The sequence below is a fragment of the Streptomyces sp. NPDC005898 genome, from assembly GCF_040629635.1.
GTDB lineage: Bacteria > Actinomycetota > Actinomycetes > Streptomycetales > Streptomycetaceae > Streptomyces.
On record NZ_JBEXWC010000004.1, the window covers coordinates 260,708 to 278,058 of the forward strand.

Annotated in this window: 12 protein-coding genes; 4 read left to right on the plus strand and 8 right to left on the minus strand. The window is 70.9% G+C overall.

The genetic code is table 11. From position 1 onward, the window contains the following. Positions 1-10: 10 nt before the first annotated feature. Both ABZ385_RS08485 and ABZ385_RS08490 read left to right on the plus strand, forming a co-directional pair. Positions 11-4,540, plus strand: coding sequence for an RHS repeat-associated core domain-containing protein (locus ABZ385_RS08485; RefSeq protein ID WP_358910482.1), 4,530 nt, complete (start codon positions 11-13; stop codon positions 4,538-4,540). A 10-nt stretch (positions 4,541-4,550) separates the two neighbouring features. Beyond that, positions 4,551-5,096 (plus strand): hypothetical protein, encoded by a 546-nt coding sequence (locus ABZ385_RS08490; RefSeq protein WP_358587710.1) that lies wholly within the window; start codon positions 4,551-4,553, stop codon positions 5,094-5,096. Positions 5,097-5,215: 119 nt separating this feature from the next. Here the strand turns inward: ABZ385_RS08490 and ppdK are convergent, their stop codons facing one another. The 4 genes from ppdK to ABZ385_RS08510 form a co-directional block, all read right to left on the minus strand. After that, the gene (gene ppdK / locus ABZ385_RS08495; RefSeq protein ID WP_358587713.1) at positions 5,216-7,969 is read right to left on the minus strand and encodes a pyruvate, phosphate dikinase; all 2,754 of its coding nucleotides are present in this window, start codon (positions 7,967-7,969) and stop codon (positions 5,216-5,218) included. Positions 7,970-8,512: 543 nt separating this feature from the next. After that, complete coding sequence (locus tag ABZ385_RS08500; protein ID WP_358698307.1) at positions 8,513-9,361, minus strand: carbohydrate ABC transporter permease; 849 nt, start codon at positions 9,359-9,361, stop codon at positions 8,513-8,515. A 50-nt stretch (positions 9,362-9,411) separates the two neighbouring features. Beyond that, the gene (locus ABZ385_RS08505; RefSeq protein ID WP_358910484.1) at positions 9,412-10,350 is read right to left on the minus strand and encodes a sugar ABC transporter permease; all 939 of its coding nucleotides are present in this window, start codon (positions 10,348-10,350) and stop codon (positions 9,412-9,414) included. Next, positions 10,347-11,600, minus strand: a complete 1,254-nt coding sequence (locus ABZ385_RS08510) for a sugar ABC transporter substrate-binding protein (RefSeq protein ID WP_358910486.1) — start codon at positions 11,598-11,600, stop codon at positions 10,347-10,349. The genes ABZ385_RS08505 and ABZ385_RS08510 overlap by 4 nt, the downstream gene beginning before the upstream one ends. A gap of 187 nt (positions 11,601-11,787) precedes the next feature. Here ABZ385_RS08510 and ABZ385_RS08515 point away from each other — a divergent pair, with 187 nt between their 5' ends. Both ABZ385_RS08515 and ABZ385_RS08520 read left to right on the plus strand, forming a co-directional pair. Beyond that, entirely contained in the window at positions 11,788-12,351 is a 564-nt protein-coding gene (locus ABZ385_RS08515; protein ID WP_358910488.1) for a hypothetical protein, read from the plus strand. Between the two features lie 83 nt (positions 12,352-12,434). After that, a complete protein-coding gene (locus ABZ385_RS08520) occupies positions 12,435-12,899 on the plus strand; it encodes a group III truncated hemoglobin (RefSeq protein ID WP_358587721.1) in 465 nt (154 codons plus the stop codon). Positions 12,900-12,926: 27 nt separating this feature from the next. On the opposite strand, the gene ABZ385_RS08525 is transcribed toward ABZ385_RS08520, so the two are convergent. From ABZ385_RS08525 to nirB, 4 genes are all read right to left on the minus strand, one after another. After that, positions 12,927-13,706 carry an SDR family oxidoreductase gene (locus ABZ385_RS08525; RefSeq protein ID WP_358910490.1) on the minus strand — a complete coding sequence of 260 codons (780 nt, stop codon included), beginning with the start codon at positions 13,704-13,706 and terminating at the stop codon, positions 12,927-12,929. An 87-nt stretch (positions 13,707-13,793) separates the two neighbouring features. Beyond that, positions 13,794-14,378: a TetR family transcriptional regulator gene (locus tag ABZ385_RS08530; RefSeq protein WP_358910492.1), complete on the minus strand. Its 585-nt coding sequence runs from the start codon at positions 14,376-14,378 to the stop codon at positions 13,794-13,796. 69 nt (positions 14,379-14,447) lie between these two features. Further along, positions 14,448-14,786: a nitrite reductase small subunit NirD gene (gene nirD, locus ABZ385_RS08535; protein WP_358587728.1), complete on the minus strand. Its 339-nt coding sequence runs from the start codon at positions 14,784-14,786 to the stop codon at positions 14,448-14,450. After that, positions 14,783-17,350: a nitrite reductase large subunit NirB gene (nirB, locus tag ABZ385_RS08540; RefSeq protein ID WP_358699678.1), complete on the minus strand. Its 2,568-nt coding sequence runs from the start codon at positions 17,348-17,350 to the stop codon at positions 14,783-14,785. The genes nirD and nirB overlap by 4 nt, the downstream gene beginning before the upstream one ends. Position 17,351 lies beyond the last annotated feature (1 nt).

Genomic DNA, 17,351 nt, shown 5'->3' on the forward strand with positions numbered 1-17,351 from the left:
GGAAGTTCACGTGTCGTACCGTCCGACCGATTGGCATGTACTCGACCTGGAGAAGGATCCGACGCCGGGTGATCCGCACCGGGTGCGCAAGCTGGCCAAGGACCTGCACGACTTCTCCGACGACGTCGGCAGGGTGCTGCGGGACATCAAGGGCATGGCGGGCGAGGACGCGATCCTCACCTGGGCGGGCAAGACGGCCGAGGCCTTCACGGAGAAGTTCGAGAAGGCCCCCGAGAAGCTGAAGAAGCTCAAGAAGTCCTACGGCATGGCCGGGGACGCGCTGGCCGCGTACTGGCCCGAGCTGGAGCGCGCCCAGGCCCTGGCCGACAAGGCCCTGGTCAAGGGCCGCGAGGCGCAGGCCGACCTGTCCTCCGCCACGTCCCGCCTCACCTCGGCCGACTCCTGGATGGACAAGGCGGGCAAGGAGGCCGACAAGTACAAGGACGACAAGAGTCTGGGCAAGGACGTGCCCCAGCCCGACCCGGACAAGGTCAAGGCCGCCACCCGCAACGCCGCCTCCGCCGAGAAGGCGCAGAAGTCCGCGCAGGGTGATGTCGACGCGGCCAAGAGCGCGTTGGAGGCGGCGAAGAAGATGGCCGCTGATGCGCGCAAGATGCGTGAGGAGGCGGCCGGGGCGGCCAAGCGGAAGATCGACGAGGCGTCCGACGCCGGTATCCGCAACCGCAAGTGGTGGGAGGAGATCGGCGACTGGGTCTCGGACAACTGGGACAGCATCGTCGCGGTCTGCAAGGTCGTCGTCGCCGTGGTCGGCATCATCGCGATGATCGTCGGCGGCCCCATCCTCGCCGCGATCGTCATCGTCGCCGGCGCGATCGTCCTGGCCGACACCCTCAACAAATACCGAAAAGGCCAAGCGGGCCTGCTGGACGTGGCCTTCGCCGCCATGGACTGCGTCCCCGGCGCCAAGGGCATCACCACCGCCGCCAAACTCGCCAAGGGCATGAAGGCCGCCGCCCGCGGACTGCGCTCCGGGGGGCTCCGCAAGGCCCTCGCTGGCGGCATGAAGAAGGTCGCGAGCAAGGCAAAGCCGAGCAAGGGCCGCTGCAAGAACGGCGACCCCATCGACATGGTCTCCGGCGAAATGCTCATGGAGCAGACCGATGTGGCCCTGCCGGGGCTCCTCCCCCTCGTCCTCCAGCGGACGCACCTGTCCACGTATCGCTGGGGCCACTGGTACGGCGACTCATGGGCCTCCACGCTGGACGAGCGGGTCGAGATCGACGACGAGGGCCTGATCCACGCCACCGAGGACGGCCAGCTGCTGTCCTACCCCCACCCCGGACCCGGCGGCGAACCGGTGCTGCCCGCCCACGGCCCCCGCCTGCCGCTGCACGTGGCCGACACGGGCACGGTCACGGTCACCGACCCGTACACCGGCCTCGTCCGCCACTTCCTCCCGCTCACACCCGACCCGCTCGCACCCGACCCGGCGGATGCGGCGGACAAGGCGCCCGCAGCGGACGACGAGCGAACGGCCGGGGAGCCCACGGCCGGTGAACGGCACGAAGTCCTGCCCCTGCGAGCCATCACCGACCGCAACGGCAACCGCGTCGACATCGACCGCGACCCCGCCGGCGCACCCACGGCGATCCGCCACACCGGCGGCTACCACCTGAAGGTCGACACCGACGACCACCGTGTCACCGCGCTGCGCCTGCTCTCCCCGGGCACCCGCACCACCGCCGAGGACGTCCCCGGCGGCACGCTGGTGGCCGCGTACGGCTACGACGAGGTCGGCAATCTCGCCGAGGTCCACGGTTCGGCCGGGCCCAGGCTGCGGCTGGACTACGACGACCGTGCCCGCATCACGTCCTGGACCGACAGCAACCACACCTGGTACCGCTTCACCTACGACGACGAGGACCGCTGCGTCCGCGGTGAGAGCACCGCAGGCCACCTCGCCTGCGTCATCGAGTACCGCCCCGACGAGCGGGAGACCCGCTACACCGACGCCCTCGGCCGGACCACCGTCTACCGCTACAACGAACTCAGCCAGCTCCTGTCCGAGACGGACCCCCTGGGCGGCACGGTCCACACCGAGTGGGACAGCCGGGACAACCTGCTCGCGCGCACCGACGCCCTGGGGCGCCGCACCGAGAACACCTGGGACGAACACGGCAATCTGATCGCGACCCGTGCTCCCGACGGCACGTATGCCAGGGCGGTGTACAACGACCTCGACCTGCTCGTCGAGATCGTCGGACCGGACGGTGCCGTCCAGCGCCAGACATGGGACGAGCGCGGCAACCGCACCAGCGTGACCGCCCCCGACGGCGCGACCCACCGCTTCACCCACCACGCCACCGGAGCCGTGTCCACCCTCATGGACCCGCTCGGCCACACCACCGTGTTGCGCTGCGACGCGGCGGGCCTGCCGCTGGAAGTCACCGACCCGCTGGGCGCGGTGACCCGCTACGGACTCGACGCCTTCGGCCGCCCGACCACGATCACGGACCCCACGGGCGCGGTCACGCGGCTGGAGTGGACGGTCGAGGGCAGGCTGACACGGCGTACGGGGCCGGACGGCTCGTCGGAGTCGTGGACGTACGACGGCGAGGGCAACTGCGTCTCGCACACGGACGCGATGGGTGCGACCACGACACACGAGTACACGCACTTCGACCTGATCGCGGCTCGCACGGACCCCGACGGCGTGCGCCACGCGTTCGAGCACGACACCCAGCTCCAGCTCCGCAAGGTCACCAACCCGCAGGGCCTGACCTGGCGTTACGAGTACGACCCGGCGGGCCGCCTGATGGCGGAGACGGACTTCGACGACCGCACGCTGACGTACACCCATGACGCGGCGGGCCAGTTGATGTCCCGTACGACGGCCACGGGCGACGAGATCACCTTCGAGCGGGACGCGCTGGGCCGGACGGTCACGAAGACCGTGGCGGGCACCGCGGTCACCCGCTACACGTACGACGCGGCGGGCGGCCTCGCCGAGGCGGTGAGCCCGGACGTGACACTCACCCTGGTGAGAGACGGGTCAGGCCGCCTGGTCTCGGAGACGGTCAACGGCCGCACCCTGACCAGTACCTATGACGAACTGGGCCGCCGCGTCGGCCGCACCACACCGTCCGGTGCGATGAGCACCTGGACGTACGACGCGGCGGGCCGTCACACCGTGCTGACCGCGTCCGGGAAGAGACTGGCCTTCACGTACGACGGGGCGGGCCGGGAACTCACCCGCTCGGTCGGTGAGGCCCTGACCCTGACAAACGTGTACGACGTCGTGGGCCGCCTGTCGAAGCAGGAACTGCTCGGCCCGGCCAACAAGCCTGTCCAGCAGCGTGTGTACACGTACCGCGCGGACGATCACCTGATCGGCATGTGGGACCAGCTCAACGGTGCGCGGCGGTTCGATCTGGACGCGGCGGGCCGAGTCCTGGCGGTCCACGCGGCGGGCTGGACGGAGACCTACGCCTACGACGCGGCGGGCAACCAGACCGACGCCTCCTGGCCGGCCCCCATGCCAGGTCAAGAGGCGACAGGCCCCCGCGCGTACACCGGCACCCGTGTCACCGCGGCGGGCAACGTCCGCTACACATACGACGCAGCGGGCCGCACCATCCTGCGTCAGAAGACCCGCCTGTCCCGCAGACCCGATACGTGGTACTACGAATGGGACGCGGAGGACCGCCTCACGTACGTCGTGACGCCCGACGGCACAAGGTGGCGCTACCTCTACGACCCCCTGGGCCGCCGAGTGTCCAAGCAGCGCGTGACGGAACAGGGGGTGGCGGAACAGACCGACTTCACCTGGGATGACCTGACCCTCTGCGAACAGACGAGCCACACCCCGGGCGCACCGGAATCGGTGACCCTCACGTGGGACCATGACGGGCTGTGCCCCCTGGCCCAGACGGAGCGCAAACACCTCACCGACGCAGAGGTGGACGCCCGCTTCTACGCCATCGTCACCGACCTCGTCGGCACCCCGACCGAACTCCTCGACGAACAGGGCGGCATCGCCTGGCGCGCCAGGACCACCCTGTGGGGCACCACGGTCTGGAACCGAGGCGCCACCGCCTACACCCCCCTGCGTTTCCCCGGCCAGTACCACGACCCCGAGACGGGGCTGCACTACAACTACTTCCGGCACTACGACCCCGAGACCGCCCGCTACCTCACCCCGGACCCGATCGGTCTGGCCGGTGGCTTCGCGCCGCACAACTACGTTTCCAATCCGGTCAAGTGGATCGACCCTCTCGGCCTCTCCCTCCTCGACGTCAGCAAGCACGGCGTGAAAATCGTCGTGCACGAGTACGACGTCGACTGGCCGGCGCACGCTCATGTCACCGGTGGCGGGGGCCGCGAGGTCAGGATCGGGCCGAACGGCAAACCCCTGCACAACCAACCGGAGCTTTCGAACAAGCAGCGGCAGGCGGTAGAGCACTTCAAGCCGCAGATCAGGACCGCCGTCAGAAAGCTCGGTTGGCGAAATCAGCGGACCATGCAGGAAGCAGAGCGGGTCAAGGCCGAGAAGGACGCCGCCAAGAAACCCTGCAAGTAGGGATGAAGCAATGACATTGCACGCCGATGTGGCCGAGTTGCTGGCGGAGGCCGGCATCATCGATGTGGACGTCGACGACGCCGTCGCCAATGACCACGCCCGGACGTCCGCGTACCTGCGCGTCGTCTCGGTGACCGCCGCCTCGCAGAGCCGCGACCGGGACCGCGCCATCGTGGCCGCGATCCTGCGCGACCCCAACGAGATGGGGGCGAAGACGGCGGTGGTCGCCCTCGTGGACGAGATCGCGAGGAAGGCGACCGGTCCCGCCGAGTTCCGGCGGTGGGCGGACGAGCTGCTGCCGGAGATCGACCGGCTCAGGACGCAGGCGTACCGCGAGTTCATCCTCCGGCGCGTCCAGGACTGGCTGTTCCACCTGGCCGTCGAGGACGGCCACGTGCCGACGGCGGCCGAGTTGGCGCAGGTCACGGACTGGATGCAGCGCCATCTCGCCGAGTGGTCGACGTCGCCGGCGGTGCTCGCCGTGGTCGCCGGGTCGGCCCGCACCAAGAAGACCCGGAACATCGCGAAGAACCGAGCCGGCCGCCGTCCCCGCTGACCACGCCCGAACGCCCGAAGAGGCGGCACCCCCGCACAGGGTGTCGCCTCTTCGTCGTGGGCCGGGGCCGCCGCCGCATCGGTACTGAGGGTCGGGGACACGGCGGCGGTCCCGGGGCTCTACCGGTGGTCGCTGCCCGTCGAGTGCGAGGCCGCGCGGCCCGCTTCGAGCCGGGCCACCGGGATGCGGAACGGTGAGCAGGAGACGTAGTCCAGGCCCACCTCGTGGAAGAAGTGCACGGACTCCGGGTCGCCGCCGTGCTCGCCGCAGACGCCGAGCTTCAGGTCGGGGCGGGTCTCGCGGCCCGCCTTGACCGCGTCCTTGACCAGTTTGCCGACGCCGTCCTTGTCGATGGTCTCGAACGGCGAGACGCCGAAGATGCCCTTCTCCAGGTACGCGGTGAAGAAGCTCGCCTCCACGTCGTCACGGGAGAAGCCCCACACGGTCTGCGTGAGGTCGTTCGTGCCGAAGGAGAAGAACTCGGCGGCCTCCGCGAGCTGACCGGCGGTCAGCGCGGCGCGCGGCAGCTCGATCATCGTGCCGAGCGCCAGCTTCAGCTCGACGCCGGTGGACTCGACGACCTCCGCGATGACCTGCTCGGCCTCCTCGCGGACGATCTCCAGCTCCTGGACCGTGCCGACCAGCGGAATCATGATCTCCGCACGCGGGTCGCCCTTGGCGTTCTTCCGCTCGGCGGCCGCCTCCGCGATGGCCCGCACCTGCATGGTGAACAGGCCCGGGATGACCAGGCCGAGGCGCACACCGCGCAGGCCGAGCATCGGGTTCTGCTCGTGCAGGCGGTGCACCGCCTGGAGCAGGCGCAGGTCGTTCTCGTTGGAGTCCTTGCGGGACTCGGCGAGGGCGACGCGCACCGACAGCTCGGTGATGTCGGGCAGGAACTCGTGCAGCGGCGGGTCGAGCAGGCGGATGGTGACGGGCAGGCCGTCCATCGCCTCGAACAGCTCCACGAAGTCCCGCTTCTGCAGCGGCAGCAGCCCCTTGAGGGCCTCCTCGCGCTCGTCGTCGGCGTCGGCGAGGATCAGCCGCTCGACCAGCTCGCGGCGCTCGCCGAGGAACATGTGCTCGGTGCGGCACAGGCCGATGCCCTGCGCGCCGAAGCGGCGGGCGCGCAGCGCGTCCTCGGCGTTGTCGGCGTTGGCGCGCACCCGCAGGCGCCGCACCCGGTCCGCGTACGCCATGATCCGGTGCACGGCGGCCACCAGCTCGTCGGCGTCGTCGGCGCCCGCGTGCATGCGGCCCTCGAAGTACTCCACGACGGGGGAGGGCACCACGGGTACCTCGCCGAGGTAGACCTTGCCGGTCGAGCCGTCGATGGAGACGACGTCGCCCTCCTCGACCACGGTGGAGCCGACCGTCATCCGGCGCCGCTTGGTGTCGACCTCCAGCTCCTCGGCGCCGCAGACACAGGTCTTGCCCATGCCGCGCGCCACGACGGCGGCGTGCGAGGTCTTGCCGCCGCGCGAGGTCAGGATGCCCTCGGCGGCGATCATGCCGTCGAGGTCGTCGGGGTTGGTCTCGCGGCGGATCAGGATGACCTTCTCGCCCGACCGCGACCACTTGATCGCGGTGTACGAGTCGAAGACGGCCTTGCCGACGGCGGCACCCGGTGACGCGGCGATGCCCCGGCCGAGCTGCTCGACCTTGGCGCTCTCGTCGAAGCGGGGAAACATCAGCTGGGCGAGCTGGGCGCCGTTGACGCGCTGGAGCGCCTCGGCCTCGTCGATCAGGCCCTGGTCCACGAGCTGCGTGGCGATGCGGAACGCGGCACCGGCGGTGCGCTTGCCGACGCGGGTCTGGAGCATCCACAGCTGGCCGCGCTCGATGGTGAACTCGATGTCGCACAGGTCCTTGTAGTGCGTCTCGAGGGTCTCCATGATCTGCATGAGCTGGTCGTACGACTTCTTGTCGATCTGCTCCAGATCGGCGAGCGGCACGGTGTTGCGGATGCCCGCGACGACGTCCTCGCCCTGCGCGTTCTGGAGGTAGTCGCCGTAGACGCCCTGGTGGCCGCTGGCCGGGTCGCGGGTGAAGGCGACGCCGGTGCCGGAGTCGGGGCCGAGGTTGCCGAAGACCATCGAGCAGACGTTGACGGCCGTGCCCAGGTCGTGCGGGATGCGCTCCTGGCGGCGGTAGAGCTTGGCGCGGTCGGTGTTCCAGGACTCGAAGACGGAACGGATCGCGAGGTCCATCTGCTCGCGCGGGTCCTGCGGGAAGTCCCGCCCGGCCTCCGTCTTGACGATCTTCTTGAACTTGGTGACCAGCTTCTTGAGGTCGCCGGCCTCCAGGTCCGTGTCGACCGTGACCTTCTTGGCCTCCTTGGCCTTCTCCAGCGCGTCCTCGAAGAGGTCGCCGTCGACGCCGAGGACGGTCTTGCCGAACATCTGGATGAGCCGGCGGTAGGAGTCCCACGCGAAGCGCTCGTCGCCGGACTGCTTGGCGAGCCCGGTCACGGACTTGTCGGAGAGCCCGATGTTCAGGACCGTGTCCATCATGCCGGGCATGGAGAACTTGGCGCCCGAGCGGACGGAGACGAGCAGCGGGTCGTCGGCCTGACCCAGCTTCTTGCCCATCTTGTGCTCCAGGGCGTCGAGGTGCGCGCTGACCTCGTCGCGCAGCTCGGTGGGCTCCTCGCCGCTGTCGAGGTACGTCTTGCACGCCTCGGTGGTGATGGTGAAGCCCGGGGGGACGGGCAGCCCGAGGTTGGTCATCTCGGCGAGGTTCGCACCCTTGCCGCCGAGAAGGTCCTTGAGGTCCTTGTTGCCCTCGGTGAAGTCGTAGACGAACTTCACCGCTTCGGTCGCCTCGGTCGTCTCACTCGTGTGAGCTACGTGGAGATCTTTGTTTTCCGACACGGGTCTCGACTCCTCGAGGACTCGGTGGCTGCCCTGACGGCGAGGAACATACCCAGATCGAAGGCGTCTGGGTACGTCCACTTGCGCGTCATGCGGCCGTAACCACCCGTCCGCCGCTAGATCGAAAGTGACTCAGCGGTAGGGAGAGGGAGAAGGTTGTGTTCAAGTCTTGAAGTGACTACCCCCGTAGACCCTGCTAAACGCTCAAACGAGCGGGAAGTTCTCAGATGTGAGTTCACGTCGTGAATGATCGAGCATTGGCACTGAGTGCCACCCCTTGGAGAAGTGCAGCCGCCCCGCAATCGCTCATCTGAGCGTAAGATCGTTCAGGCGTGGCGAGAATCACGCTGCTCGGGGCGATCCGATATCGACATCCGGACGCCCCGACGGGACGCGCCCGCGCCGGCCGCGAGCGCCCCGGTGGCCCCGGTCCTTCGGGTCGACTGTCCGCCGCTGCGGTGGCCTCAAGTCTTCGCGCCGCCGGATCACCGCGCCATGGCCGTGGGGCCACATGTCCCACAGATACGGACACGCGGGCCGTCCCTAGTCGTCGATCCCCGACCGCTCCACCCCCGCCACGATCCACCGCTGGAAGAGCAGGAAGACCACCAGCAGCGGCACGATCGAGACGGCCGCCGCGACGAACAGCTCGTGCAGGCGGATGACCTGGGACGTGGTGAAGGTGGCCAGGGCGACCTGGACCGTCCACGCCTCGCGGTCCTGGCCGATCACCAGCGGCCACAGGAAGGAGTTCCACGCGCCGATGAACACGATGGTGCCGACGGCCGCGAAGGCGGGCCGGGAGTTGGGGACGACCACGCGCCAGTACGTACGCCAGTACCCGAGGCCGTCGACCCGGGCCGCGTCCTCCAGCTCTCTCGGGAAGCCGAGGAAGTACTGGCGGAAGACGAAGCACGCGAAGGCCGAGAAGAGCGTCGGGACGATCAGGCCGCGCAGGGTCGACACCCAGCCGAGCGACGACACGAGCACGAAGCTCGGCACGAAGGTGACGGCCGCCGGGACCATCATCGTGCCGAGGATCGCGTAGAAGACGCGGTCGGCGTGCCGGTAGGGGATGCGGGCCAGGCCGTACCCGGCGAGCGAGGCCAGGACCAGGGTGGCGAGGGTGGTCACGACCGCGATCAGCGCCGAGTTGAGCAGGGCGCGCGCCATCGGCACCGTCGGGTCCGCGAACAGCTCCGACAGGTTCGACCAGTGCAGGGTCGCGGGGAAGAACGTCCAGTCGGGGGAGGTGATGTCGTCCTCGGAGGCGAGGCCGTTGCGCACGAGGAGGTAGAAGGGGATCAGGAACAGCAGGGCGAGCGCGATCAGCGTCACCAGCCGCAGCGCGCGGCCCGCCCGGACCAGGGCGTCCTCCGTGGGCCGTCGCACAGGAGCGGTGGGCCCTTGCGCGGGACCCGTGGGCCGTTTCACGGGAGCGGTCACCGTCGTCGCTCCTCCTTCCCGCTCAGGCCGAACCAGCGTGCCTGGCCGACCGTCACCACCGCGATGATCAGCGCGAGGATCACCGCGCCCGCGCTGCCGAGCCCGAGGTTCTGCCCCTGCCCGAGCGCCGTGTAGTAGAGGTAGACGAGCGGCGGACGGGCGTAGGGCGGATAGCCGCGGGAGTCCGAGAGCAGGTTGTAGAACTCGTCGAAGGCCTGGAAGGCGTTGATCACCAGGAGCAGCGTCACCGCCACGGAGGTGGCGCGCAGCTGTGGGAGCGTGATGTGGCGGAGCACCTGCCAGCCGGGCCGCGCCCCGTCCACCGCCGCCGCCTCGTAGAGGACGGGCGGGATCCGCTGGAGGCCCGCCAGGAAGAGGATCATGTAGAAGCCCGCCTGGAGCCAGAGCCGCACGGTGACGACGACCAGCCAGTACCAGGGCGGTTCGGTCGTCGACAGCCAGGCGACCTGCTCGGCGCCGAACCAGCCGAGGACGGTGTTGGCGAGCCCGAACCGCACCCCGTTGAAGATCGACAGCTTCCAGATCAGCGCCGCCACGACATAGCTGCACGCGGCGGGCAGGAAGAACACCGACCGGAAGAACGCCTGCGCCCGGCGCGTGCGGTTCACCATCAGGGCCAGGGCGAGCGACAGGACGAACGTCGTCGGCACGATGAACGCCGAGAACAGCGCGAAGGTGGCGAGACTGTCGGTGAACGCGTCGTTCCGCAGCATCGACGCGTAGTTGTCGAGGCCCACGAAGTCCGTGGGCGAGACGGTGTTGTGGGCGTCGAAGAAGCTGAGGTAGACGCTCCAGGCGAGCGGTACGTACGTGAACAGGACCAGGCCGAGAGCGAAGGGGCCGACGAACACCCAGAACCAGAGCGTGCGGTTCTGGCTGCCCAGCGGCCGGCGTGCCGGTGCCGCGCCCCTCATGACTTCTTCTTCACCCGGGCCAGCTCCGCCCGCACCTCGCGCACCACGGACCTCAGCTCGCTCTCCGGATTCGCGCCGGACTTGATGACGCGGCTCAGCGCGTCCTGGTAGGCGGTGCGGCTCGCGGGCGTCCACAGCAGCGGCTCGGCGTAGCCGTGCTCGGTGGCGTGGCGCACGGCGTCCGCCGCCGGACCCTTCGTCAGCTTGTCGGCCTTCTTCGCCAGGGAGAGCCGGGCCGGGATGTGGAAGCCGTAGGAGAGCGCGAAGTCCTCCTGGTGGCGCGTCCCGTCGATCCACAGCCACTTGAGGAAGTCCTTCGCCTCCTTCTTGTGGCCGCTGCGGGCGCTCACCGCCGCGCCGTACGCCCCGACCGGCAGCGCGGGCCTCCCGTGCGGCCCGTCGGCGGGCAGCGGGAGGACGCCGAAGTCGTCGCCCAGCTTCTCGCGCACGGCGGGCAGCGCCCACAGGCCGCACCACTGCATGGCGGTCAGCTCCTGGGTGAACGCCGAGGGGTCCGACCAGTCGGCGGGCGCGCCGAGGAGCAGCGACTTGTCGGCGTACAGCTGGCGCAGTCTGCCGAGGACGCGGGCGGCGGCCGGGTCGTCGAAGCCGACCTCGCCGTCCTCGGTGACGGAGGAGAGGCCCGCCGCGTACAGCGGGGTCATGCCGAGGGCGCCCGCGCCGCCGTCGTTGCCGAGGAAGAGGCCCTTCATCTTCTTGGTGGTCAGCGCCTTCGCCGCGTCGACCAGCTCGTCCATGCTCCGGGGCGCTCGCACGCCCGCGTCGGCCAGCAGGCTCTTGCGGTAGTAGAGCAGGTGCGTGTCGAGGACCTGGGGGATCGCCCAGATCTTCCCGTCGTACGTCTTCGGGGCGAGCGCCACCGGGTTGAAGTCGTCCCGCACACCGTCGAAGAGGTCCGTGAGGTCGACGACCTGGCCGCCCTGGATCTGGTCCAGGGAGGGGCCGTTGACCTCGAAGACGTCGGGGCCGGAGTCGGTCAGCAGGGCGGCGGCCGTCTGCTCGTCGTAGTTGCCGGGCCGCCACTGCACGCGCACGTCCGCCTTGCGGTACGCGGCGGCGTACCGCTTCACGGCCTGTTCGGTGCCCGGCTCGCCGTACTGGTGGTACCACTGCGCGAGGCGCGGTCCCTTGCCGCCCGAACCTCCCTCGCGCCCGGTGTTGGACCCGCACGCGGTGAGCAGTCCGAGCGCCGCGCCGGTCCCGAGCAGTGCCCTGCGGCTGATGGTCATCCTGATCGTCCCCCTGCGTGCTGTCGTGGCTCCTGTACGTGTCGGGCCCAACGATCAACCATGCGCGGGGATTACGACAGAGGTGTTGCGGCCGAGTGTCAGCGTTCCGTCAAGGCGGGCCGCGCGGGTGTATGCGCCGCGTCAAGGCGGTCGCCACGGGCCGCGCCGCCGTTCTACCGTGTCGCACATGGGGCATGACAGGACAACGCGGGACACGGCACCGCGAAGCGGCGGGACCAGGCGGGCGACTCCGGACATCGCGACCGACCGGACCCGGCCGGCGCACGTGCGCACCGCCGCCCTCAGCGCGTCGGCGCTCTTCGTGCTCCTGGTCCTCCTCGACCTCCTCGACGGCACGCCCGGCATGGCCAAAACCGCCCTGTGGGCGGGCCTGTCCGCCCTGCTGTACGCGGTGCTGCACCCCGTGCGGGTGACGGCGGGCCCCGGCTGGCTCGCCGTACGGGGGCTGTGGCGCGGCGGGCACGTGTGCACCGGACTGCTGACCGCCGTGCGCCACAGCGAGGGCGTCGCCGCGCGGCTGGTCCTGTGCGACTCGCTCGGCAACCGCGTCGAACTGGACCCGCGCGTCCTGGTCGACAACCCGCTGCTGCTGCACCGCCTGGAAGTCGGGGCCCGGCGCGCGCGCGAGGCGGGGCTGCTCAGGACGGGCTGCGCCGAACTGCGGCGGCTCGCGGCACGCGTCGACGCGGCGGCGGCGCGGGGCGTGTTCGAGGCGTCGGGCCTGCGGTAGCCGCAGGCGCCCGCGCCCCGGCGCACGCCTCCCGGTGACCTTCGCCCCTGGGGAACCCCGGAGGGAGAGGGGACACTGGGGGCATGGACCGCGACACCCGAGCGGGCGGTGAGGACATCACCACCCGCGCCGACCTCGACGTGCTGCTCCGCCGCTTCTACGCGGCCGCGTTCGCCGACCCGCTGATCGGCCCGTTCTTCACCGAGATCGCCGGGACCGACCTCGACGCCCATTTGCCGCACATCACCGACTTCTGGGAGCGCGCGCTCTGGCGCACCGCCGACTACCGGCGCGACGCCTTCGCGCCGCACGCCGCACTGCACGCCGTGCGCCCCCTGACCGCCGAGCACGCCGGGCGCTGGGTCCAGCTCTGGCACGCCACGATCGACGGCCTGCACCACGGCCCGCACGCGGACCGCGCGAAGGCCCACGGGGAGCGGATCGCCCTCGCCCTGCTGCGACGCCTGGCGGGCCAGGAGACACCCACCGCCGGCGAGGGCCCGGGCTTCATCCCCTTGGCGGCGGTACGCCTGCGGGGCGCGGCGTAGGGCCGTACGCCTGCGAGGGCGCCTGCGCTAGGCGGCCGCGCCCCCGTCGACGAGGAGGTCGGCGCCGACCACCGAACCCGACTCGTCCGACGCCAGGTACAGCACGGCGGCGGCGACCTCCTCGGTGGTGGAGACCCGGCCGAGCGGGGTCTGCTCCTTCATGCGCGCCGCCCGGTCGGCCTCCTTCTCGCCGGGGCGGAACGACATGGAGGTGTCGGCGGCACCGGGGCTGACGGTGTTGATGCGGACCCCGTCCCGGATGTGTTCGGCGGCCGCCGCGCGGCTCAGCGCGGAGACGGCCGCCTTGGTCGCGCCGTAGGCGGCGGTGCCGGGGGCGCTGGTGTGGGCGCCCAGGGTCGAGCCGATGTTGACGATCGCGCCGCCCGCGGGCTGCGTGCGCATCTGCTTGACCTCCGCCTGGAGGGCGAGCAGGACACCCGTGACGTTGATGTCGAGCATCGTGCGCCAGTCCTCCTCGGGCAGTTCCGCGACCGGCTGCCCGGCCCGCAGGACGCCCGCGTTGTTGACGGCCACGTCCAAGGAGCCGAAGCGGTCCACGGTCGCGGCGACCAGCGCGGCGAGGTCGGCCGAGCGGGAGACGTCGGCGGTGACGGCGAGCGCCGTGCCGCCGGCGGCCTCGATGAGGGCCACGGTCTCCTTCAGGGGCGCCTCGGTGCGCCCGGCCACCACCACGTTCGCCCCCTCGGCGGCGAAGGCGCGGGCGATGGCGCGGCCGAGGCCGGAGCCGGCCCCGGTGACGAGGGCGGTGCGGCCGGTGAAACGGGTGCGGGCGGCGAGGGCCGTCATGACAGTCTCTTTTCTTGACCGATCGGTTCAGTATGAGGGCAGCAAAAAACAACAGAAGGTGAACGGTGGGCATAGGGGGCGGGCGGGTCAGTCGAGCAGGGCCAGCGCCTGCTCCACCGCGTCCCGCACCCGCGCCGGGTCCGCGGACGCCTTGCCGACGACGCGCAGGCCCTGCATCAGGACGAGCAGCAGGCGGGCGAGCCCCCGCGGATCGCGGTCCGCCGGCAGCTCCCCCTGGGCCTGGGCGCGCACGAGCGCGGAGTGCAGCAGGGTCTCGATGTGCTCCCAGCTGCGCTCCACGCGGCGCAGGGCCGCCTCGTCGTGCGGGCCCAGTTCGGCCGCGGTGTTGGTGACGAAGCAACCGCTGCGGCGGTCCTCCTCGGAAGCGGCCTCGCCGCCGAAGCGGCGTACGACCTCGCGCACCGCGGGCAGTGCCGGGCCCGGCCGGGAGAGCGTGGCCAGCAGGCGCGGGTTCTGGATCTCGGCGTACCGCTCCAGGGCCTTCAGGTACAACGCGTGCTTGTTGCCGAAGGTCGCGTAGATGCTGGCGCGCCCGATGCCGAGCGCCTCGACGAGATCCGCCATCGACGTCGCCTCGTAGCCGCGCCGCCAGAACAGCTCCAGGGCCGACTGCAACGCGGCGTCCGGATCGAATTCCTTGGTCCTGGCCACGACGGTGACCCTACGTTTTTCTGGAACGGGCGGTCAAGTACCTTGGGGGGCGCGCGAGGCCGGGCGGGGTCAGGCGATGCGCACAGGGTGCACGGCCACCGCCACCTCGTCGTCGTCCAGGCACCGCCCCGTCTCCAGGTCGAACCGCTGCTTCAGGAGCGGCGAGGCGACGAACGGCCGCCCGCCCCGCGAACCGAGCAGCCCCCGGGAGAGCACCGCGGCGCCCGTGAACGGGTCGCGGTTGTCGATCGCGTACGCCCGGCCCTCGCGGTCGAGGAAGAGCGCGGCCTGCCGGCCGTCGGGCAGCAGGGCGGCCAGGCCCCGCCCCGGGGTCAGCCGGGCGCGTTCGCAGACCTCGAACCAGTCGTCCGCCAGGCGCAGTTGGACACGGGTGGGCGTCGTGCTCATCGGGAGGCTCCTTCCAGGGGCCGGGGGCTGAGGGAGAGCAGGGGCAGGTCCGGCTTGATCTGGTCGCGCTCCGGGACGAAGCCGACCGTCGGGTCCGGCACGCCCGGCGCGTTCACGAAGGACACGAAGCGCGCCAGGCGCTCCGGGTCGTCCAGGGTCTCGGCCCACTCGTCGCGGTAGTGCGTGACGTGGTCGGCCATCAGCGCCTCCAGTTCGGCGCAGATGCCCAGCGAGTCGTGGACGACCACGTCCCGCACGTGGTCCAGGCCGCCGTCGATCCGCTCCAGCCAGGCGGCGGTGCGCTCCAGACGGTCGGCGGTGCGGATGTAGAACATCAGGAACCGGTCGATGAGTTGGACAAGCCCGGCGTCGTCCAGGTCCTGCGCGAGCAGATCGGCGTGGCGCGGGGTGGCGCCGCCGTTGCCGCCGACGTACAGGTTCCAGCCGCTGGCCGTGGCGATCACGCCGAAGTCCTTCGACTGGGCCTCGGCGCACTCGCGGGCACAGCCGGACACCGCCGACTTCAGCTTGTGCGGGGCGCGCAGCCCGCGGTAGCGCAGCTCCAGGTCGATGGCCATGCGCACGGAGTCCTGCACGCCGTAGCGGCACCAGGTCTGCCCGACGCAGGACTTCACCGTGCGCAGCGCCTTGCCGTACGCGTGCCCGGACTCGAAACCGGCGTCCACCAGCCGGGTCCAGATCATCGGCAGCTGCTCGACGCGCGCCCCGAACAGGTCGATGCGCTGACCGCCGGTGATCTTCGTGTAGAGGCCGAAGTCCCGTGCCACCTCGCCGATGACGATGAGCTTGTCCGGGGTGATCTCGCCGCCGGGGATGCGGGGCACCACCGAATAGGAGCCGTTCTTCTGGAGGTTGGCGAGGAAGTGGTCGTTGGTGTCCTGCAGCGCGGCCTGCTCGCCATCCAGGACGTAGCCCTCGGCGCCGATCGTCGGGGCCAGCGAGGCGATGATGGAGCCGACCGTCGGCTTGCACACCTCGCAGCCCTCGCCGCCGCGCGCCGCCTGCCGGCCGTGCCCGTCGAGCAGTGCCCGGAAGGACGTGATCCGCAGGACGCGCACGATCTCGTACAGCTCCTGGCGGGTCTGGGTGAAGCAACCGCACAGCCCCTGGTCGCCGGAACGGGGCAGCAGCTGCCCGATCACCTTCACGCAACTGCCGCAGCCCGTACCGGCCTTCGTGCACTTCTTGACCTCGGGCAGCGTGGCGCAGGCCTGGATGGCGTCCTTGGTGACGTTGTGGCAACTGCAGATCACCGCCGAGCCGGGCAGCGACTCCGGGCCGAGCGCGACGGGGGCGCCCGCGCCCTCGGGCAGCACCAACTGCTCGGGCGGCAGCGGCGGCACGCTCCCGGTGAGGGGGCGCAGCAGGCCGTACGCCTCCGCGTCACCGACCAGGATGCCGCCGAGCAGCTCCCCGCCCGGACCCATCACCAGCTTCTTGTACGTGCCCGAACGCGAGTCGGAGTAGACGACGTCGAGGCAACCCTCCGCCGTGCCGTGCGCGTCACCGAAGGAGGCGACGTCCACGCCGAGGAGCTTCAGCTTGGTCGACAGGTCGGCGCCGGTGAAGCTCGCCTCCCGGTCGGCGGCGATGGCGGCGGCGGCCGTCTGCGCCATCTCGTAGCCGGGCGCGACCAGGCCGTACACGCGGCCGTCCACGGCCTGCGCGCACTCGCCGATCGCGTACACGTCCGGGTCGCTGGTGCGGCACTGCGCGTCGACGGTGATGCCGCCGCGCTCACCGACGCTCAGGCCGTGTTCGCGGGCGAGCTGGTCGCGCGGGCGGACACCGGCGGAGAACACCACCAGATCGGTGGCCAGTTCGCTGCCGTCGGACAGCTTCATGGCGCGCACGGCGCCGTCCTCGCCCGTCACGATCTCCTGCGTGCCGGTGCCCGTGTGCACGCTCAGCCCCATGCCGGTGATGGTGCGCAGCAGGGCCGCGCCGCCGCCCTCGTCGACCTGTACGGGCATCAGGCGCGGCGCGAACTCCACGACGTGCGTGGCGAGACCGAGGCCGCGCAGCGCGCCCGCCGCCTCCAGGCCCAGCAGACCACCGCCCACCACCGCGCCGGTCGTCGCGTGCTTCTTCGCGTACTCCTCGATCGCCAGGAGGTCCTCGATGGTGCGGTACACGAAGCAGCCCGTCGCGTCCTTGCCGGGCACGGGCGGCACGAAGGGGTACGAACCGGTGGCGAGGACCAGCGTGTCGTACGGGAAGACGCGCCCGGAGCGGGCCGTGACCGTCCGCGCCGCGCGGTCGAAGCGCTCGGCGGGCTCGTCGACGTACAGCTCGATGCCGTGCCGGTCCAGGAACTCCCGGTCGGTGAGGGACAGTTCGTCGGGCGTGCGGCCCGAGAAGTACGAGGTCAGCTGCACCCGGTCGTAGGCGGGGCGCGGCTCCTCGCACAGCACCACGATCCGGTGGCTCGCCGCCAGACCGCGCTCGACGGCGGCCTCCAGGAAGCGCTGGCCGACCATGCCGTGGCCGACGAGCACGATCGTGGGGCGGTGCGGGGTCTGTGCGGGGTTCGGCTTCGGCATG